Origin of the sequence: Nocardia terpenica (assembly GCF_013186535.1) — a bacterium.
GTDB classification, from domain to species: Bacteria; Actinomycetota; Actinomycetes; order Mycobacteriales; family Mycobacteriaceae; genus Nocardia; species Nocardia terpenica.
Map to the genome: position 1 here is coordinate 182745 of NZ_JABMCZ010000002.1, position 19082 is coordinate 201826.

The window sequence follows — 19082 nt, forward strand, 5'->3', positions numbered from 1 at the left end:
GCCTAGGCCGCTCTCGCGGCCGACTCGGCGTCGACGACGGCGAAGACATCCCAGATCGGCGGCGTCACCAGGGCGTTGTCCGGGACGCTCACGCTCGGCCGGGACACCGGCTCGACGACGGTCGCGCGGGTGCGCAGCTCGTCCAGCAGCGCGCGGACGGCGGGATTGCGGTCCGCGCCCGGCGGCAGGTTGGGGGCCAGGAAGACCGGCGCGGCGGTGCACTGCACCGCGTTCAGCATCGGGGTCGAGGCGTCGATCGCGGCGATTCGCGACAGCGTGTTCAGCGTCGCCGGGCAGATCAGGATCGCGTCGTGACCGGCCAGCCAGGTGTGCGGGGACGGGGAGCGGCCCAGCAGCACCGGATCGTCCCAGCGGTCGATCGCCACCGGTTCCCCGGTCAGCGCGGCCACGCTGCGGACGGCGACGAATTCGGTGGCGTGCTCGGAGAGCACGATATCGATCGAATCGCCCGCGCGATTCGCCGTCATCCAATTGATCCAGACGGGGAGAAAGCATGTGTTCAGCGCCCCCGTGGCGAACAGGAGAATCCTCATCTGCCGAACTTCCTCTCTTCTGGAAAAACCGGGACGGTGCTCATGCGCCCGGGCGCATGAGCACCGCGTGTCACGGCTTGTGCCGAACGAATTAGCAGCCGTTGGACGAAATCGAAGCAACCAGCTCGGCGGAGGCCGAGGTGCTGTCGAGTTCGTGCAGCTCCGCAATGTTGGTGACGTCGATCATTTCGATCTCCTTGAATTCGATCTCTCTTTGTGGAGCGGGAATCCGCTCCGGTCACATTTCTAACAGCACCCGTTCCGGAGCGGCAATATCGAGTGTCCGGAATTTTGTTTATGCGTCGCGGCGATCAGGAATCGCCGGGTTCTCCAGCTTGTGCGCCAACTCCTGCCAGGATCTGGCATTCGCGCGCGCCAATTGCGCCAGCGAACCCCGGCAGTGCACCGGAACGTCGACGGTCAGCTCGTCCCATTCGTTGATGTTCATGACCGAGATGGCCAACCGGCGCAGCAGCGCCCGGCCGTTGTCCTTCAGGCGCAGCGCCGGATCGTTGCGCAGGCTGCGCAGGATGATCTGCTGGATCGAGGCGCCCGCGGTGCGCCGGACGATCTCCTCCGGGAGCGAGGTGACCGCGACGGCCGCGCGATCCGCGGGCGGGGCGAGCACCGAGACCTTCTCCGCGGGCACCGCGGACCGCCCCGCCGTCCCGCGCCGGACGGCCTTGTCCAGCGGGCGCGCCATCCGGTCCCGGACGGCTTTCGCGGTGCCCAGCGAGATTCCCGCCCGCTTCGAGATCTCCCGAAGGGACGCCTGCGGATTGCGCTCGATGAACTCCTCGGCGGTGCGCCGCGCCTCGGCGATCTCGACCGGACGCAACCGGCCGTCCCGGCCCATCCGGCCGTTCAAGTGGGGAACTTCCCCATCTGAACGCCGCAGCGCGCCGACCGTCTTGTGCGAGAGCCCGGTGGTGCCCGCGATCAGCCGATCCGACCAGCCGGGGTGCGAGGCGATCAACCGCCGGGCCGCGGCCTTGCGCTCGGCCAGCGACAGCGGGAGACCGTGCGCGACGTTCGCCTGCACCGCGAGCGCGAAGGCGTCCGCCTCGGTACCGTCGAAGAATTTGACCGCGATGGTGGGCTTCCCCGTCGCGCGGGCGGCCTGCAATCGGTGCGCGCCGTCTATTACCCGCATCGAGGGGCGGTGCACGATGATGGCGGGCAGCGGTACTTCCGCCTCGGTCAGGACGCGAATATGGTCGGCATTCGTACCGGCGTCCGACCGCGGTGAATAGCCCGGCGCTATCGATTCCACCGGAACCTGCTCGACGGGGATCGTTGCGGCGCGCGACAGCCAATGGTGGATATCGGCCTCGTTCGGACAGGACGGGTCTACACAATTACCATCGGCCATAAGCCTTACTCCAGGTGGTTCTCAAAGCACGTCGACATGCCTCGGCCGAACGCAACCGGATGGGGCACGGGTAGACGGGCCGAGAGCGGAGAATGAACCCGAAAATCTATCCCTGCAAACCCCCTGTTGCCGATAATTCTAGCCGGAAGTAAACCAGTCGCCCCGAAACAAGTCAAGACGGCTTCGAGCGGCATCGACGCATTTCAAACCGAGTAGTCGCTTCGACTCCTCTCACCGGCGAAAATCGGCCCTACCAGGGCCGCAAGCCCCTATTTTTGCGGCCTCCGATTCGGTATTCGGGCCGGAACGCATCGATATCGGGGGCGACAACCAATACCACATCGGGCACGGTATTGCGGCGGAATTCGCGGGTTCAATGCGTGAGGAGTTGCCAATCCTCCGGCAGATTCGACGCGGTCACCCGCTCGCCGTCGACCGACAGGTCGATCGCGCTGCCGCCCAGGCGCAGCTCGGTGAGCTCGACCCGCCCCCAGCGCTGCGGAAGATGCGGCAGCACCGTGAGGGTGCGGCGCGGCACGTCCGGGTCCAGGCCCAGGAAGGAGCGGACCAGCAGCAGCGGCGCCGCGCTCGCCCACGCCTGCGGGGAGCAGGAGGTCGGATACGGGACCGGCGCGGGGAACCGCGTGCGGTCGAAGCCGCAGAACAACTCCGGCAGTCGGCCGCCGAATGCCGCCGCGGCGTCCAGCAGCCCGTCCGCGAGCCGGGTGGCGAGTTCGATCGCGCCCGGGATGTGGCGGTAGCGCAGCAGCCCGGCCACCGTGATGGCGGTGTCGTGCGGCCACACCGAACCATTGTGGTAGCTCATGGGATTGAACGCGCCCATGTTGGAAGCCAGTGTGCGCACACCGAATCCGCAGTCCATCTCCGGCGTCGACAGCCGCCGCACCAGCTGCGCGGCATGCTCGTCGGTGGCGATGCCCGACCACAGGCAGTGCCCCACATTGCTGGTGAGCGCGTCGACGCGGCGCTTGCGTCCGTCCAAAGCCACGGCGTACCAGCCTCTTTCGGGGATCCAGAAGGTCTCGGCGAATGCGGCCTGTAGCTTGGCGGCCCGGTCGAGGAATCGGGTCGCGAGCTCCGCGTGGCCGAATTCCTCGGCCAGTTCCGCGCGCGCCCGCAGCGCCGCGTACACGTAGCCCTGCACCTCGCACAGCGCGATCGGCGCCTCGGCCAGACGCCCGGCGACGTCGTTGATGCCGTCGAAACTGTCCTTCCAGCCCTGATTGATCAGGCCGCGGTCGGTGGCGCGCTGGTACTCCACGAAGCCGTCGCCGTCGCGATCGCCGAAGTGCGACATCCAGTCCAGCGCGGCGTCGGCGGCGGGCAGCAGCGCCGCCACCGCGTCGCGCGGGGCGCCCCAGCGCCGCGTCTCGGCCAGCAGCATCACGAAAAGCGGTGTGGCATCGACGGTTCCGTAGTAGGTCTCGCCGCCCAGCACCTGGCCGCTCGCGGGGCCGCGGCGGATCTCGTGCATGATCCGGCCCGGTTCCTCCTCGGTGAGCGGATCCACGCGCTGGCCCTGCATCTCGGCCAGCTGCTGCATGGTGCCCAGCGCCAGGCTCACATCCAGCGGCAGCGCCATCCACGCGGTGAGCAGGCTGTCGCGGCCGAACAGGGTCATGAACCAGGGCGCGCCCGCGGCGACGAAGGTGCGGCCGTCGTGGCTGTCGTTGTGGATCTGCAATGCGCCCAGGTCGCTTTCGGTCCGCTGCAGCACGGCGGTGAGCACCGGATCGCCCGCGGTCAGCTTGGTGGCGGTATCGCGCCACGCCTCGATCTTGCGGCCGGGCTCGCTGCTCTCGTACCGCTCGCCGGGCCGCAGCGGCGCGTGCACGCGCTGATTCGCCAGGGTCGGCTGCGCCAGGATCTCGGTCTGCCAGCGGCCGCCGGCCGGGACGACGATCCGCCACGACAGCGAGCCGGGCAGCACCACGGGTGGCTCCGAGGACGAGATCGCCAGGCCGCGAGCACTATCGGAGCGGTCGTTGAGCAGCAGTTCGTTATCGGTGACCAGGATCTCCGAGCGGCCGTGCCCGGCGCGGCCCTCCTTGACCGCGAACAGGTCGACGAAGTCGGCGTCGGCGCGCAGGTCCAGCGCGACCGCCGTGGGTTCGCGGCCCAGGTTCTCCAGCGTGATGGTCTCGCGCAGGCCACCGGCGACCAGTCGCTCCCGCATCACCAGCAGCGTGCTGTCGGCCGCCCCGGCGCGCGGGGGGCGGCGCAGGATGAAGCGCGCGGTGAACGCCTCCGGGCTGAGCACCGACAGCGGTTCGGGGCGGTGCCCGTCGATGCGCAGCTCCCACCGGGACACCACCCGGGCGTCGCGGTAGAACAGGCCGTGCGAGGTGCTCTGCTCGATATCGCCGACGCTGTCGGACAGGCAGAAGGTGCTGCCGTCCACCAGGGTGATCGAGCCCCCACCCCCGCCGATGATCGACGGCTCCCCGGCATTGAACGCGGCGGGTGTGGTCATGAGCGGGCTCCTCCCATTGCGCCGGAACAGCTGACAGGTGGCTTCGGACAACACAGTTCTCGTCTGGCTACCGCGTGGGGCTCGCGAACAAAGCGTAACCGTTCCACTTCGTCCGATAGGGGCGATCGTCGGCACCCGCGGTATCGGAGCGCGGCTTCAGAGTTAGGCTAGGCTGACCTATATTTGCCGGACGTTCGCGTCCGTCGGCCTGGTGAAGGAGAGTGCCACGATGAAATCTGCCCGGAGACCTCGCTATCGATGGGCGCGCGCGGCGGTGGTCGCTCTCGCGGGTGCGCTCGCGGTGGCCCTGAGCGGATGCGGTTCGGCGGCGGACGATTCCGGGGCGTCCGATGGCGCCGCCGTCGTGATCGACCATGCACGCGGATCGACCACCGTCCACGGCACGCCGAAGCGCATTGTCGCGCTGGGCAGCCAGTGGCTGGATACGACCGTCGCCCTGGGCATGACGCCGGTCGGGTACATCGACAATATCGCCGCCATGTCCCGGGAGCCGTCGCCGTGGTTGCCGACATCGCTGGACTCCGCCCGCAAACTACAGACCACGGGCAAGATCGACGAGCAGGTCGCGGCGCTGAATCCGGATCTCATCCTGGTGGACGGGTCCTTCGGCGACCAGAAGACCTACGACACCCTATCCAAGATCGCGCCGACCATTCCGGCGCTGGGCGGCGCCACCATCACGCCGTGGCCGGATCAGGTGCGGACGCTGGGAAAAGTGTTGCACCGCAGCGAGATCGCCGACAAGGTGATCGGTGACGTGAACGCCCGGCTGGACGGCCTGGTAGCGAAAAACCCCGGCCTGAAGGGAAAGACCTTCGTCTCCACCTGGCTCGCGGCCCCCTCCCAGCTGATGGTCCTGACCGACCCGAACGACGGCTCGTCCCAGGTCTTCGGCCGCCTCGGCCTCACCATCCCCCCGACCATCACCGCCCTCCCCGCCAACCAGGGCCGCGCCCAACTATCCACCGAGCGCGTGAACGAGCTCAACGCCGACCTCCTGATCGCCGGCTACTCCCCCGGCATGGACGAAAAGTACCGCCAGCTACCGGGATACACCGACCTCCCCGCAGTCCACAACAACGCAGTAGCCTTCCTCCCCGTCCAGGAAATCAGCGCCATCAACCAGCCCACCGCCCTCTCCCTCCCCTACATCCTGAACAAGATCACCCCCGCCCTGGAAAACGCCGCCAAGTAGCCAGGCCCCGGCCAAAAGCACGCCGGGGCCAAGAAATAGAGCACGCCGGGACCAATCCTGTGGCCCCGGCGTGCTCACTCTCGTGGTCCCGGCGGCCCACTCTCGTGATCCCGACGGCCCACCCTCGTGATCCCGACGGCCCACCCTCGTGATCCCGGCAGCCCACCCTCGTGATCCCGGCAGCCCATTCTCATGATCCCGGCAGCCCACTCCCATGATCCCGGCGGCTCACTCCCATGATCCCGGCGTGCTTTTGGCCGGGATCAGCTCTCGGCTGCCTTGCGGTAGCCGCGGACTGCGAGGGTGCCGAAGACCAGGGCGAGGCCTAGGGACCAGGCCAGGGTTTGGAGGAGGGGGAGGGCGGTGGGGCCGCCCAGGGTGAAGTTGCGCATGGCCTCGATGGCGCAGCTCATGGGCTGGGCGCGGACTATGGGCTGGAGCCAGCCGGGGTAGTTCTGGAGGGGGACGAAGCCGGAATTGAAGAACATGCCGAGCAGGGTTACCGCGGCGAACAGCTGCACCACCTTGGCTCCGGCCTTGCCGACACCGACGGTGATGACCATGGTGGCGAAGCCCGGGATCAGGATGACGGGCACCACCAGCAGGCCCAGCGCGCCCCACCATCCGGCGTGGAAGCGCAGCCCGAGCGCCACGCCCAGCGCCACCACGATCACCGTCGCGACCAGGGTGCGCCCGCACTCGGCGACCAGCCGGCCGATCAGGCCCGCGCCCCGATGCACCGGCAGCACCCAGAAGCGCCGCAGCAGACCGCTTTCCACCTCCGCGTGCAGCGACAGGCCGGTGCCCATCGCGCCGTACATGGCGCCGGTCACCGCGATCATGGGCACGAAACCGTAGATGGCCTCGGTGCCGGAGGACATGGTCAGCACCTTGCTCAGCACCAGCTGGTACATCAGCAGCAGCAGGACCGGCAGGATGAGGGTGGAGGTCAGCACCTCCTGCTCGCGCGGCCAGCGCCGCATCAGCCGCCCGGCCTCGACCAGGCTCTGGTCCACCAGACTTCTCACGCCCTCCGCCTTTCCACCCGCACCGACACCGCGGTGAACACCACGACCATCGCGGCGATCCAGGCAATCGAGACGCCCAGCGCCGCAGTGAATTTCCCCTCCGCCAGGTCGCGCAGCGCGGCCGCCGCCTGGGAGACCGGCTGATTGCGCACGAACGGCTGGATCCAGCCCGGGAACGCCTGCGCGGGAACGAAACCCGTCGACATCATGATCAGCAGCAGCTGCGGCGCCAGCAGCGCCGAGGCGCCGATCTCCGGCTTCCCGGTCGCCACGCCCAGCGCGTCCGCGCCGATCACGATGGCCACCCCGAACGCCAGCGCCAGCACCGCGAACGCCAGCGCCGAACCGGCGTCGTGGAACCGGAATCCGAAGGCGGTCCCGATCACCAGCGCCCCCGCGACGGCCGCCACCGCGCGCACCAGATTCGCCGACATGCGAGCGGCCAGCGGCAGCCACGGCGGCACCGGCATGGACCGCAGCCGGGTTCCCATGCCGGTGAACGTGTCTCGGGCCGCGCGGTCCCCGGCGGACATGGCGGTGAAGAACATGCCCTGGATCACGATCACCGGCAGCAGATACTGGGCGTACTTTCCACCGCCGAGCTCCATCGAATGCCGCAGCGGCACATAGAAACACAGGAAGAAGATCATCGGGGCCAGGAAGCCGAACGGCAGATCGCCCTCGCGCAGCGCGGCGCGGATGGTACGCCCGCTCAGCGCCCGCCACTGCAATCCGGACGGCACCCGCAATTGCGCGGGGGCCGTGGCGGTGTCGACGGTCATGCGCCCGCCTCCACCGGCTCGGCCGGGCGGGTCAGCTCGAGGAAGACCTCGTCGAGCGAGGGCCGCCGCAGCGCGATATCGATCAGGTCGATGCCCGCGTCGGTCACCCGGCGCAGCACCTCACCGAGCGTCGCGGCGCCGTCGGGTGCGGGCAGCGCGACCCGGTCGGCCGACTCCGCCACCGTCACGCCCTCGAGCCCCCGCAGCGCCGTCACCACCGCGGGCACCTCGGCGGCGTCGACCGGCACCACCTCGCAGTAGCTCGCGCCGGAGCGGGCCTTGAGCTGGTCGGCGGTGCCCTCGGCGATGACGGTGCCCTTGTCGACGACAATGATGTTGTCGCTCAACGCATCCGCCTCCTCGAGGTACTGCGTGGTGAGCAGGATCGTCACGCCCTGCTGCTTGAGCTCGCGCACCAGCGACCACAGCCGCTGGCGGCTGGCGGGGTCCAGCCCGGTGGTCGGCTCGTCGAGAAATACCACCTTCGGCAATCGCACCAGGCCGCAGGCGATGTCGATGCGCCGCCGCATGCCGCCGGAGTACTGGCCGACGCGGCGATCGGCGGCGTCGGTGAGCTCGAACTGCTCGAGCAGTTGCACCGCACGGTCTTTCGCCTGCTTCGGGCGCAGCCCCATCAGACGCCCGAACAGCACCAGGTTCTCCCGCCCGGTCAGCACCTCGTCGAGCGCGGCGTACTGGCCGGTGAGCATGATCGACGACCGCACCCGCGCGGCCTCGCGGACCACGTCGTGGCCCGCGACCAGCGCCCGGCCCGCATCGGGCCGGATCAGCGTCGACAGCACCGAGACCATGGTGGTCTTGCCCGCGCCGTTGGGCCCGAGCACGCCGAGCACGCTGCCCGCCGGGGCGCTGAAACTGATGCCCCGCAGGGCCTGCACGTCGCCGAATGCCTTCCGCACGGATTCGACCACGATGGCCGACTCCGTGTCCGCGCGTGTTTTCGACACCGGGTTCTCCGTCCTGATCCTCATCATTGTTTTCCCTTGCCGGACAGTGCCTGCACCGCGCGCTCCCAGATCTCGGTCAGCCGCTGGCTATCCGCGGCGTCGAACACCGCGTCGCTCCATCGCCACAGCGCGACCAGCTGCGGCCCGTCCACGCCGGGATGGACGGCGGCGATCAGATCCAGCGCATAACGCAGCGGCATCTCCGGTTCGGGCGCGATCGGAAGATGCTGGTGCACCGCGAGATCCGAGACCGGCGACCATGGCGCGGGGGCGGCATCGGCCGGGCCCGCGGCCAGGTCCATCCGGCCCAGGTAGTCGAACAGCACCTGCGGTTCGGCCACCGGTTCGCCGAGCGCGCCGCCGTAGCGGAGCAGGCCGTAGTCCAGGCCCTTGTTCGGCACCGCGCCCAGTTCCGCCGCCACGGTCTTCAGCAGCCGCGCCCCGGCGTCGGGATCCGATTCCACCTGTGCCACATCCAGTTCCAGCCCGGCGGCCAGGCGCAGCGGGTACACGGTGGTGAACCAGCCGACCGTGCGGGCGGTGTCGGCGCCCAGTATCGCGTCCTCGCGGCCGTGGCCCTCCAGCGCGACCAGGGTGCCCGCACCGGTGTCCCGGCCGTGCCCGGACTGCCATGTCGACAGCGTGAGACACAATGCGGCGAGCAGCAATTCGGGCAGGGCGGGCCGTCCCTCGCGGCCGGTCCCGGCGAGGATACGGCGGGTGAGGTCGGTCGAGGCGAACGACGGCGTGATCCGGTACGAGGACCAGGTGTCGCGGCGCGGGTCGGCCGGGCGGTCGCCGAGCGACGCATCGGGTGCGGCCAGCTGCGCCGCCCAGAAGTCGCGCTGCGCCAGCACATCCGGGTCCGTGGCGCGGGCGGTGAGCAGCTCGGCCCAGCGGCGATATCCGGTGTGCTCGGGCGGGAGCGCGGCCGGTTCGCCCGCCGCGAGCCGCGTCCAGACGTCGGCGAGATCGGCGAGGATGATGTGCCAGGAGACCGGGTCCACCGCGAGGTGATGGATCGACAGCAGCAGGATGTCGCCGGATGCGCGACGCAGGCGCACGGCCTGAATCATGGTGCCCGCGTAGGGGTCCACGCGATCGATGGCGGCGCGGGCGGCGTCGGCGAGGACCGGTCCCAGGTCGCCGTCCACGGTGCGCTCGGTGAGCAGGTCGGCCGCCCGCACGCAGCCGGGCGGCCGGGTGATCAGCCGTCGGCCCTGCGGGGTTTCGGTCAATTGGGCGCGCAGCATGTCGTGGCCGTCGACGAGGGCTTGCAGGACGGCCGCGAGCCGGTCGCCATCGATACCGGCGGGCAGCGTGACGAGGGTGGACAGCGCGAGGCGGCGGAAGCCACCGTACTCGTAGAGCCATGACATGATCGGCGTGGTCGGCACCTCGCCGTAGACGGCCACCTCCGCCGAATCCCGCTGCGCCGCACGGGCATCGAGCGCCGCCGCCAGATCCCGCACGGTCGGCGTGCCGAGCACCATGGCCGGGCTCACCGCGAGACCGGCCTGCCGCGCCTTGTTCACCAGGGAGATGGCCACGATGCTGTCGATGCCGAGATCCAGCAGGTCGTCGTCGATGCCGAGCGCGCGGCCGCCGAGCACCTCCCCGAACGCCGCGCACAGCGCCCGCTCGGTCTCGGTGCGCGGGGCGGTGCCCGAGCCCTGGCCGTCGAGCGCTTCCCGCGCGATCGCCGTCAGTGCCCGCACATCCAGTTTGCCGTTCGGCGTCATCGGCAGCGCGGCCACCGGGAGGACGCGCGCCGGAATCATGTAGGCGGGCAGGTGTTCCGCGAGCCCCGCCCGCACCGACCACCCACGGTCGCCGTCCGGAACATCGCTCGAGGTCGGCGCCGCTTCGGCCCGCGCGGGACTGTCCACCACGAAGCCCACCAGACTGGGGCCGCTCGGGCGCTGCACGACCACGACGGCCGCGGCGCGCACGGACGGCAGTCGCAGCAGGGCGGATTCGATATCGCCGAGTTCGATGCGGTAGCCGCGGATCTTCACCTGGTCGTCGGCGCGGCCGAGGTAGGACAGCGCGCCGGAGGGCAACTGCCGCACCAGGTCTCCCGTGCGGTACATGCGGTCGCCGCGGCGGAACGGGTCGGCGACGAACCTGTCGGCGGTCCGGGCGGGCCTGCCGATATAGCCGCGGGTCACCTGCGCGCCCGACAGATACAGCTCGCCGACCGCGCCGTGCGGCACGGGCCGCAGCGCGGCGTCGAGCACGTACCCGGCCATTGCGTCGACGGGAGCGCCGATCACCGGAATCTCGGACGGTATCGCCTGTCCCCCACCGGTATTCACCGTGGCGACGACCGCCTCCACGGTGGTCTCGGTGGGTCCGTAGCAGTTGTAGACGGCGGTGTCGGGCAGTGTGCGCAGCCGCTCCCACATCGCGGGGCCGATGGCCTCGCCGCCGAGCGCGAGCACGGTCAGGTGGTCGCCGTCCACCAGCCCGGCCGCCGACAACTGGGTGAACATCGACGGCGAGGTGTCGATCATGTCGACCCGGTGCCGGGCGATGCCGTCGACGAGCCCGTGCGCGTCGCGCATCTCGTCCTCGTCGAACAAATGCACCTCGTGACCGTCCAGCAGGCCGACCAGCGGCTGCCAGGAGGCGTCGAAGCTCAGCGACCAGGCGTGGGCAATGCGGAGGTTGCGGCCCAGCCGCGCCTGCGCCGGGCGATAGACGCGATCGCGATGATCGGCGAAGTAGCTGGCCAGGGCGGCGTGGGTACCCATGACGCCCTTGGGTTCCCCGGTCGATCCGGAGGTGAAGATCACGTAGGCGCGCGAAAGCGCGTGCACGGCACGCACTTCGGGCACCGAGCGCTCCGCAATGCGCCGATCGGCCACGGATTCGTCGAGCACGAGCACCCGCGAGTCCGGCACCTCGGCGGCATCGACCAGCCCCCGACCGGCGAGGGTGGTCACCACGAGCGCCGGATCCGCCTGCCGCAGAATAGATCCGATCCGCGCGGCCGGTGCCGCGATATCGATCGGCACATACCCGGCCCCTGCCCGCAGCACGGCCAGAATGGCGATGACGGAATCGGCAGACCGCGGCAGCGCCAGCGCCACAACACCTTCCGGCCCGACCCCCCGTGCGATCAATTCGGCCGCCAACCGCCCGGACGCCACCTCCAGCTCGCGATAGGAGAAGCGCGTAGACCCGGTGCTCAATGCCGGAGCGTCCGGAGTCGCCTCCACTTGCCGTTCGAACAGCTCGACGACATTCGCACCCGACTGCCGCTGCCGGACTTCACCATTGGCCGCCCGCACCTGCCGCCGACGCTCCTCGATGCCCATTGCGCTCGAATCCGACTGCCGCGGCGAGATCTCCACATGGCCCGCAGCGGTCGGTGGCGATGGCTGCTCCTCGGGCAGTAGCACGTCCAGTTCGTCCGGGCTGCGATCGCCGTGGTTCGGGAGCTGGCGCAGGATCGACAGGATGCGGGCGCCGATCTCGGCGGGCGGGAAGTACGGGAGGGCGGCGGCGACGGCCTCGAGCATGACCACCAGCACCCCGTCGTTCAGGTACGAGACGACCGAGAGTGGGTAGTGCACCAGGCTTTCCATGGCCATCGGCAGGAAGCGGGTGCCGTCCGCGGTGACGATGGGGTCGGTGGCCGCGCCGATGGGGGCGTTCTCGAAGACGAACAGCACATCGAACAGCGCGCCGTGCCCGGCCGCGCGCTGGATCTCCGACAGGCCGAGATATCCGGCGTCGCGCATGGCCGCCTGCTCGCGCTGCGCCCGCAGGCACTGCTCGCGCACGCTGTGCTCGCCGTCCAGCACGACCCGCGCCGGGACGGTATTGATGAACAGGCCGATCATCGACTCCACGCCGGGCAGCGCGTCGGGGCGGCCGGAGATGGTGGTGCCGAACACCACGTCGCGGCGGCCCGTCAGCCCGGAAAGCACGACGGCCCAGGCGAATTGGACGACCGAGCCGAGGGTGAGCCCGTTCGACCGGGCCCAGCGCACGAGCCGGTCGGTGTCGGCGGCGTCCAGGCCGCAGCGGGTGCGCTGCGGCATGGTCGCGCCGACCTCGGCGGTGGCCTCGGCCAGCATGAGCGGGCCGGACAGCGGGCGCAGGTAGTCGGCCCACGCGCGGGTCGCGGCGGCGGTGTCCTGGGCCGCGAGCCAGGCGATGTAGTCGCGATACGGGCGCGGCGCGGGCAGCGCCGCGGCGGTCCCGCCCGCCTGGTACACCGCGATCAGTTCGCGGAAGAACACCGCGACCGCCCAGCCGTCCATGAGGATGTGGTGCGCGGTGAGGATCATCCGGCGGCGGGCGTCGGGCAGGGTCACCAGGGTGACGCGCAGCGCGGGCCCCCGGGCGAGATCGAAGTTGCGCCGCCGGTCGGCCTCCGCGATGGCGTCGAATTCCGCTGCCGCCGCGGTGATCTCGGTCCACGGCAGGTCCACCCGGGTGGGCACGATCTGTACCGGCCGGGGCAGATCCCGGTCCCAGAACGAGGCCCGCAGGTTGGGGTGCCGCTCCAGCAGCGCCGCCACGCTGCGCCGCAGCCGGGCGGTGTCCAGCGGCCCGCCGATATCGATGACGAACTGCATCGAGTACAGGTCGACGCCGTCGCAGGCCAGCCGCGCCAGCGAGAACAGGCCCGCCTGCAACGGGCTCAGCGCCAGCACGTCCTGGATCTCCGCGGGCGCCGAACGATCCACACCGGAGGTCATCGGGCCGCCTTCCAGGCCGAGCCGAGGGCGGCGAGCGCATCATCGCTCAGGCCCGACAGATTCGCCTCGGGCGCCGCCGATTCGACCGGCGCGCAGTCGGTTTCGGTGCCGCCCCCCGCGGCGGCCACCGCGTCGTCGACCGCCGCCGCGAGATCGGCGATGGTCATCTGCTCGAACACCAGCTGGGGCGAGAGCGGCAGGCCGATCTCGTTGGCGCGCACCGACCATTGGATGGAGATGACGCTGTCCCCGCCGAGGGCGAAGAAGTTGTCGTCGGCCCGCACATCCTCGATCTCCAGCAGCTCCTCGAGGAGCGCGATGAGCCGCCGCTCCGTCTCGCTGTCACCGCCGGCTGCCCCGGAGAGCTGCCGCGGCGCGACGGCCTCGGAATCGTTGGTGGCGAACGACAACCGGCCCTCCGCGCTCCACCGGGCGCGGTCGCCGGTACGGAGCAGCCGCTCGTCGGGCAGGCACGGATCGGGAACGACGTCACCGGCCGAGACGGTCGCGAGGGCGGCACCACCGATGTACACGTCGCCGAAGACGCCGGGCGGCACCGGCTTTCCCCGCTCGTCCAGAACCAGCACGCGCGCACCGGGAATGGGCCGGGCCCGCGCCGTCGCATCGAGCGCGCCCCGCGCGACCGCGCCCGCGTAGCCGGGCACGCGATAGGAGAACGTCGCCAGGGAGTCGGCCGCCAGCGCGGGCAGCAGGTCGGGTAGCGCTGCGGGCCAGGAGGTTCCGAGCACGTCCCAACGCAGCACCGACGGCAGCACCGAGACGCCGGTGTGCACGAATCGGGCCAGCGTCGCGGGGTCGGCCACCACGTGCGTGACCGCGTGCTCTCGAATCAGCTCCACCAGCACCACCGGATCCTCCCGCTGCGCCTCGGTGGCCAGCACGAGCGTGGCCCCGTCGGCCACGGCCGCGAGCAGTTCGACGGCGATCTCCGCACTGCCCCAGGGGGCGGCGATCAGCCGGACGTCCGCGGACCCGAAGGCGCGATCGCCGGAGACGGTGCGGCGTTCGGCGGCCAGCGCCCGGCGATCGGCGGCCGCTACGGCCATCGCATGCGGTTCGAATCGCACCGTGCCACCGGGCAGTTCGAGTCCCTGATCCAGTGCCGCGAGTAACCGGACGACGCCGTCGATCGTGGCGGTGTCGCCGTCGTATCCGCCGGGCACACGCGCGGCCTCGTCGAACAGCTCGCGGTAGGTGATCGCCCGGCCGTCGCAGCGCAGCGCGGTCCGCACCTGCGGCACGTCGCGGCCGCGGCGCAGCAGCCCGGCCACGCTCGAGACCTCGGAAGGCTCCACGCCCGTGGCCCATTCGCCGGTGAGCCGCCGCCGCTCGTCGCCGGTCAGCACGTCCAGCTCGCTCACCGGCAGGTCCGGCTGCTCGGCGAACGCGGTCAGCACCCGAATCATGCGGCGCGCGAAGGACTCCGCGGTCGCCGGATCGTAGAGGTCGGCGTTGACGATGACGCTCGCGTCGAAACCGCCGTCGGCACCGGCGAAGAAGTTGATGCTCAGGTCCAGCAGCGAGATGTCGAAGTCCAGCGGCAGCACCGTCACCGTCGCCGCGCCGAGCCGCAGCCCGGCCGCCGCCCAGTCCTCCTCGCGGAAGTGCATCATGGCCTGGAACAACGGGTTTCGCGACCGCGAGCGGGGCGGGTTCAGCGCCTCCACCACCCGCTCGATCGGCACCTCCTGGTGGGCGTAGGCGTCCAGGGCCACATCGCGCGACCGTCGCAGCAGAGCGCGCGGCGTGGGATCACCGGTCAGGTCGTTGCGCAGCACCACCATATTGGCGAGCAGGCCGACCAGATCGGCGGCGGCCGGATCGACCCGGTTGGCGACCGGCGTGCCCAGCGGAATGTCCACGCCCGCACCGAGTTTGTGCAGCAGCGTGGCCACGGCCGCCTGGTACAGCATGAATTCCGAGGCGCCCGCCTGTTCGGCCAGCGCCCCGAGTGCGCGGCGCAGATCGGCGGGAATCGTGAACGGCGCGACGTGGCCGTTCTTGCCGAGCACCGCCGGGCGGGGCCGGTCGGTCGCCACGGTGAGCTCCTCCGGCATTCCGGCGAGTCGATCGCGCCAGTAGTCCAGGTGCGCCGCCCCGGCCTCGGCCGAATTCCGCTGCCACAGTGCGTAATCCGCGTAGTCGACCGGCAGCGGGGCCCACTGCGGCGCGACCCCGGCCGCCCGGGCGGCGTAGGCCGCGGCCACGTCGTCGAGAATGGTCCGGAACGACCAGTGGTCGGCGACCAGGTGGTGGACCAGCAGCGACAGCACGTGGGTGCGCTCGTCCAGCACGAACAGATGCGGGCGGATCAGCAGTTCGGTCTCCACCGCGAAGCAGTGGCGTCCGGCCGCGTCCAGTTCGGCGGTCAACCGGCCCGCGTCGTCGAGCACCGTGACCGGGACCTCGACCGGCTGGGGCGGCAGGATGTGCTGATACGGCACGCCGCCGTCCTCCGGGAAGACGGTGCGCAGTCCCTCGTGCCGGTGCACCACATCGCCGAGCGCGGCGGTCAGCGCCGCCGGATCGATCGGGCCGTCCAGCCGCACCGCGAAGGGGATATTGCCGATCGGGCTGGGCCCCTCCAGTTTTCGCTGGAACCAGAGCGCCAGCTGCGAATGCGACAGCGGAATCCGTTCCGGGCGAGCCTGTCTCGCCAGCGCGGGCTGCGCCGGGGCGACGTCGGCCGGAGCGGCCTCGATCAGCGCCGCCAGCCCGGCGACGGTCGGGGTGTCGAACGGCGCCCGCACATCCAGCCGCACACCGAATTCGGCGCGGATCAGCACGATCAGCCGGGTCGCCAGCAGCGAATGCCCGCCCAGTTCGAAGAACGAGTCGTCGGCGCCGATGCCGTCGCGGTCGAAGATCCGCTCGAACAGGGTCACCAGCCGCGCCTCGGTGGCGGTGGCCGGCTCCCGATACCGGTGCGAGACGGCGCGTTCCGGGGTGGGCAGCGCGCGGCGGTCGAGCTTGCCGTGCACGGTCAGCGGGATCTCCTCGATCTCCGCGAACGCCGACGGCACCATGTAGTCCGGCAGGGTGGCGGCGGCGCGGGCGCGGACCTCGTCCAGGTCCACCCGGGCCCCGGAGGCGGGCACCACATAGGCGGCCAGCATGGCCCCTACGGCCTCGTCGCGCACCGCGATCACCACGCAGTGGCCGACGGCCGGGTGCGCGGCGACGGCGGCCTCGACCTCGCCCAGCTCGATCCGGAAGCCGCGCACCTTCACCTGCTCGTCGGCGCGACCGACGAATTCGATCTCACCGGCGGCATTGCGACGAGCCAGGTCACCGGTGCGGTACAGGCGCGATCCCCGCATTCCTCCTCCGCCGGAGGCACCTCTCATTCCTCCTTCGCCGGAGGCACCTCTCATTTCCCCGAAGGGGTCCGCCACGAATCGGTCCGCCGTCAGCCCGGGGCGATTCAAGTACCCGCGCGCGAGTTGCCCACCGCCCAAATAGATTTCGCCGACCACCCCGTCCGGCACCAGTTGCAGCGACTCGTCGAGCAGATAGGCGTACACATTCCGGTTGGGCACGCCGATCGGCACGATGCTGGTGCCCTGCGGTCCCTCCACCGGCATATGCGTCGCGCACACCACAGCCTCGGTCGGCCCGTAGTGATTGCGCAGCTCGGCGTCGAAGACGGTGGCGAACCGGTCGGCGACCTCGCCCGGCAGCGCCTCGCCGCCGACCGGCACGTGCCGCAGCGCCCGCCACTGCGACACCTCCGGCAGCAGCAGGAAGGTGCTGAGCATCGACGGCACCATGTGCAATACCGTCACCCGGCACCGGGTGATCACGTCCGCGACGTACGGAATATCCCGGTACGCATCGGGTTTCGGGACGACCAGCCGCGCGCCGACGGTGAAGGTGACGAAGATGTCCAGCAGCGACGCGTCGAAGCTCACCGACGACGACTGCAGCAGCCGGTCCTCGGCGGTCATCCCCCACTGCGCGGCGAATCCCTCGAGGTGCTCGGCGATGGCGTGATGCGGCACCGGGACGCCCTTGGGCTTCCCGGTGGAGCCGGAGGTGTAGATGACGTAGGCCAGATTGTGCGGGCGCAGCGGCCGAATCCGGTCCGCGTCGGCGGGATCGGCCTCGGACAGGCCGGTAGCGTCCCGCTCAGCCTCATCGAATTCGGTGCGTCCCAGCACGATTCGCGGCCGCGCGTCGTTCACCAGGTAGTCGATGCGGTCCTGCGGATAGGCCGGATCGATGGGCAGATACGCCGCCCCGGCCTTCAGCACACCCAGCACGGCGACCACGAACTCCACCGAATTCGACAGCCGCAGCCCGACAATGTCCTCGGGGCCGATCCCAGCCCGAATCAGCCAGTGCGCCAAGCGGTTCGCGCGCACGTTCAGTGCGGCGTAGTCGAGTTCGACTCCGGTGTCCGGCGCGACCAGCGCGACCGCATCGGGCCGCGTCGCCACGGTGTGCTCGAACAGGGCGACCATCGTGGTCGGTGCGGCGACGACGAGTTCGCCGTGCGAATGTGCCAGCACGCGTACGCGTTCCGCGGTGCCGAGCATGTCCAGGTGGGCCAGCCGCCGGTGCGGGGCGGCCAGCGCGCTGTCCAGCAGCCGCACATAGTGCGCCAGCATCCGTTCCACCAGTGTGGATTCCAGCTCGCCGGTCCGGTAGGCGGCCTCGAGGTGGGCGCGGCCGGGCTCCAGCACGACGGTCAGGCCCAGCGGCACCTGCGCGACCGGGCTGCCCAGCTCGAGTTGGGCGGAGGCGACGCCGGGCAGGTCGAAGCCGTCGGCGGTCTTGCGCACCGCGAATCCGAGCCGCACCAGCTGCTCCAGGCCGTCGCGACCGCCGTGCCGCTCCGGATTCGCCTCGCGCACCACGCGATCGATGCCGATGCCCTGGTGGGCGAACGCACCCAGGCAGGTCTCCCGAACCGTCGCGACGAAGCTGGCGAAGGTGTCGTCGGCCGCGATGGGGGCGCGCAGCAGCAGGGTATTGCCGAAGTAGCCGATCAGCGTCTCGGCGAGCGCGGTGCGCCGCACCGTGGTCGGCACCGAGACCAGGAAGTCGGCGGCGGCGGTGTAGCGGTGGATCACCGCATTCCAGGCGGCCAGTAGCACCATGAACGGGGAGGCGGCGTGTTCGCGCGCGAAGCCCTCCACCCGTTCGACCAGGTCCGGGGGAATCGGGTACCGGCGCAGGTCGGCCTGGGCGGACGCGGTGGCGGCGCGGCCGGGTAGCTCCAGCGGTTCCGGGAGCGGGCGCAGCGTGCGCCGCCAGAATTCCAGCTCGGCCTCGGTGCCCGCGGTGTCCTCGATATCGGCGAATTGGCCGGGGAGAGCGGGGAGTTCGGCGCCGCGATAGGCGGCATTGAGTTCGCCGAAGAACACCGCCCAGGAGTCGTCGTCCCAGCAGATGTGATGCGCGACCAGCACCAGCGCGAACTCGTCGTCCCCCGTGCGCACCAGGGTGAGCCGCAGCGGCGATTCCGACGCCAGATCGAACGGGCGGCCGAACTCGCGGCGCGCCAGCACCTCCAGCCGCCGCCCGCGGCTCGCCTCCGGCAGGTCGCGCAGATCGTGCGTCTCCCACGACGGCGTCAGGTCGTCGCGCAGGATCTGATACGGCTCACCATCGTCGCCGAGACCGTAGGTGGTGCGCAGAATCTCGTGCCGGGCGATGACCGCCTGCGCCGCCGCGCGCAGCCGCTCCGGGTCCAGCGCGCCCGAAAGCCGGTAGGCGACACAGATATTGAGGGTGGTGTCGCGCGGACCGCGGGTTTGCAGGAACCACATCCGGCGCTGTCCCGCCGACAGACGGGCCCGCTCCCCCGCGCGCCGCCCCGGCATCGCCGGGGCGGATACCGCGGTGGCGACGCCGCTTTCGGCCATGCGCCGCCGCAGCAGTTCCCTGCGCCGGTCCAGCACGGACTTGGCATCGTTGGACATCGAGA

At 70.7% G+C, this 19082-nt stretch carries 9 protein-coding genes; 1 reads left to right on the plus strand and 8 read right to left on the minus strand.

The genetic code is table 11. The features are described from left to right. Positions 1 to 2: 2 nt before the first annotated feature. The 3 genes from HPY32_RS12215 to HPY32_RS12225 form a co-directional block, all read right to left on the minus strand. Positions 3 to 674, minus strand: a complete 672-nt coding sequence (locus HPY32_RS12215; protein WP_507236492.1) for a flavoprotein — start codon at positions 672 to 674, stop codon at positions 3 to 5. 175 nt (positions 675 to 849) lie between these two features. Beyond that, complete coding sequence (locus HPY32_RS12220; protein WP_082870854.1) at positions 850 to 1926, minus strand: ParB/RepB/Spo0J family partition protein; 1077 nt, start codon at positions 1924 to 1926, stop codon at positions 850 to 852. Between the two features lie 373 nt (positions 1927 to 2299). After that, positions 2300 to 4420: an amylo-alpha-1,6-glucosidase gene (locus tag HPY32_RS12225; protein ID WP_067581325.1), complete on the minus strand. Its 2121-nt coding sequence runs from the start codon at positions 4418 to 4420 to the stop codon at positions 2300 to 2302. A 229-nt stretch (positions 4421 to 4649) separates the two neighbouring features. On the opposite strand from HPY32_RS12225, the gene HPY32_RS12230 reads away from it, so the two are divergent. Continuing rightward, positions 4650 to 5636, plus strand: coding sequence for an ABC transporter substrate-binding protein (locus HPY32_RS12230; RefSeq protein ID WP_067581323.1), 987 nt, complete (start codon positions 4650 to 4652; stop codon positions 5634 to 5636). Between the two features lie 263 nt (positions 5637 to 5899). Here HPY32_RS12230 and HPY32_RS12235 read toward each other — a convergent pair whose 3' ends face one another. Genes HPY32_RS12235 through HPY32_RS12255 form a run of 5 tightly spaced genes read right to left on the minus strand, consistent with a single transcriptional unit; the run spans position 5900 to position 19077 of the window. Continuing rightward, a complete protein-coding gene (locus HPY32_RS12235) occupies positions 5900 to 6664 on the minus strand; it encodes an ABC transporter permease (RefSeq protein WP_171982842.1) in 765 nt (254 codons plus the stop codon). After that, positions 6661 to 7446: an ABC transporter permease gene (locus tag HPY32_RS12240; RefSeq protein WP_067581319.1), complete on the minus strand. Its 786-nt coding sequence runs from the start codon at positions 7444 to 7446 to the stop codon at positions 6661 to 6663. Before HPY32_RS12240 ends, HPY32_RS12235 begins: the two co-directional genes overlap by 4 nt. Further along, a complete protein-coding gene (locus HPY32_RS12245; RefSeq protein WP_373686629.1) occupies positions 7443 to 8414 on the minus strand; it encodes an ATP-binding cassette domain-containing protein in 972 nt (323 codons plus the stop codon). Before HPY32_RS12245 ends, HPY32_RS12240 begins: the two co-directional genes overlap by 4 nt. 23 nt (positions 8415 to 8437) lie before the next feature. Continuing rightward, positions 8438 to 13129 (minus strand): non-ribosomal peptide synthetase, encoded by a 4692-nt coding sequence (locus HPY32_RS12250; protein WP_067581315.1) that lies wholly within the window; start codon positions 13127 to 13129, stop codon positions 8438 to 8440. After that, entirely contained in the window at positions 13126 to 19077 is a 5952-nt protein-coding gene (locus tag HPY32_RS12255; RefSeq protein WP_067581313.1) for a non-ribosomal peptide synthetase, read from the minus strand. Before HPY32_RS12255 ends, HPY32_RS12250 begins: the two co-directional genes overlap by 4 nt. Between the last annotated feature and the right edge of the window lie 5 nt (positions 19078 to 19082).

Bases quoted from the DNA above. Each gene is read 5' to 3' on its own strand.
- HPY32_RS12220 (WP_082870854.1), bottom strand. From the start codon at position 1,926: ATGGCCGATGGTAATTGTGTAGACCCGTCCTGTCCGAACGAGGCCGAT.
- HPY32_RS12225 (WP_067581325.1), bottom strand. From the start codon at position 4,420: ATGACCACACCCGCCGCGTTCAATGCCGGGGAGCCGTCGATCATCGGC.
- HPY32_RS12230 (WP_067581323.1), top strand. From the start codon at position 4,650: ATGAAATCTGCCCGGAGACCTCGCTATCGATGGGCGCGCGCGGCGGTG.
- HPY32_RS12240 (WP_067581319.1), bottom strand. From the start codon at position 7,446: ATGACCGTCGACACCGCCACGGCCCCCGCGCAATTGCGGGTGCCGTCC.
- HPY32_RS12250 (WP_067581315.1), bottom strand. From the start codon at position 13,129: ATGACCTCCGGTGTGGATCGTTCGGCGCCCGCGGAGATCCAGGACGTG.
- HPY32_RS12255 (WP_067581313.1), bottom strand. From the start codon at position 19,077: ATGTCCAACGATGCCAAGTCCGTGCTGGACCGGCGCAGGGAACTGCTG.